The organism is Paraburkholderia sediminicola (genome assembly GCF_046027825.1).
Taxonomy (GTDB): Bacteria; Pseudomonadota; Gammaproteobacteria; order Burkholderiales; family Burkholderiaceae; genus Paraburkholderia; species Paraburkholderia sediminicola_D.
The window spans coordinates 1-1,413 of sequence record NZ_JAQQDU010000223.1; the positions used below are offsets into that span (position 1 = coordinate 1).

Annotated in this window: 1 protein-coding gene; it reads right to left on the reverse strand. The window is 57.6% G+C overall.

The genetic code is table 11. The features are described from left to right. Positions 1-265: 265 nt before the first annotated feature. Positions 266-1,288 carry an IS110 family RNA-guided transposase gene (locus tag PQQ96_RS41960; protein ID WP_408303291.1) on the reverse strand — a complete coding sequence of 341 codons (1,023 nt, stop codon included), beginning with the start codon at positions 1,286-1,288 and terminating at the stop codon, positions 266-268. Positions 1,289-1,413: the final 125 nt, after the last annotated feature.

Sequence of the window (1,413 nt, forward strand, 5' to 3'; positions counted from 1 at the left end):
CCTTATATGGACACCGCCCGGTTTGCCAAGTCGATCTTGATGTGATGCCGTAACGAGGTATCGGCTGCGGTCTTATATCCGGCTTTACGCAGGCCGAAGCCGCGAGCCCTGATGGAATACGCCAGGAATGTCCTCATCTCGGCCGCGTGCTTCAGGCACAAGGCTGTGTTCAGGTTTGCACTCCTGCGGTCCGACCTGTTTTGCCATCACGGAGAATCAACCATAGCAACCTACCGGTTCATCAAGGTCTCAGCGTCTCATACAGTTAAGCTGGTCTTACACTGACGTGATTCGCTTCGTAACAGCTCTCGTGGGCCAGTATGGCCCAGGCAGTCCGAGCCATCTTGTTCGCCAGAGCGACAGCTACCACATTGGTGGGTCGCCGCTCCTGAATCCCTTTCTGCCAGGCTGTTGGTGCCTTCGTGTGACACAGGACGGAGCGCGCTCCATGGATCAGCAGCGTGCGCAGGTAGGGATCGCCTCGCTTCGAGATGGAGCCCAATCGAATCTTCCCGCCCGTACCGCTTTGCCGCGGAACAAGACCGAGGAACGCGGCGAACTCACGTCCTGATCTGAAGGTCCTCGCGTTTCCGATCGTTGCTACCAGGGCCGTTGCAGTAAGCCTGCCGATGCCGGGCACTTCGGAAATCGCGCGACATGCCACTTCCTGTTTCTGCCAGGCACCAATGCGCCTTTCGAGTTGATCGATATCATCCTCGAACGCGTTGATGCGTCGCAGTTGGTCTTGCAGATTAAGCATGATCGATGCTGGAAGCGTATCTTCCAACTCCGCCATGCGCTGCCTTACCTCAGCAAGCCCTGCCGCCCGGCCTGTGCGAAACGTCACGCCAAATTCGTAGAGAAACCCACGGAGCTGGTTCACCTGCATTGTCCGAAACTTGATGAGTTGCGAGCGCATCCGATGCAAGCTCAGCATCGCTTGCTGATCTTCTGTCTTCGCTGCAACGGTGCGCATTCCAGGTTGCTGAACGGCAGTCCATATCGCCTTTGCGTCCGCCGCGTCGGTCTTGTTCGTTTGAACAAATGGCCGGATAAACTGCGCATGCAACAACACGACCTCGTGTCCCAGCGCCTGAATTTTACGTGCCCACCAGTGAGCGCTCCCGCACGCCTCGAGAGCGACCCGCCCGGCAGGACGCTGAGCCAGAAACGCGATCAGATCGTCACGTCCGAACCGCCGATTTGCAATCTCGCCAGTTTGGGCATCGACCCAGTACAACTGGAACACCCGCTTTGCAACATCCAGTCCGTATGTCGTAGCATTCATTTGGGGCCTCCGTTCCTCAAGTGGTTGTGTCGCAACTCCACTTTGGCACATTGATGCCGTTCGGTTCTGGAGGCCCTCAATCATGCCCACCTCCCCGAAGGGAGGGCGGTGTCCATTCCATCTCG

What these genes read in the sequence shown, in the direction of transcription:
- PQQ96_RS41960 (WP_408303291.1), bottom strand. Translation starts at nt 1,288, where the DNA reads ATGAATGCTACGACATACGGACTGGATGTTGCAAAGCGGGTGTTCCAG.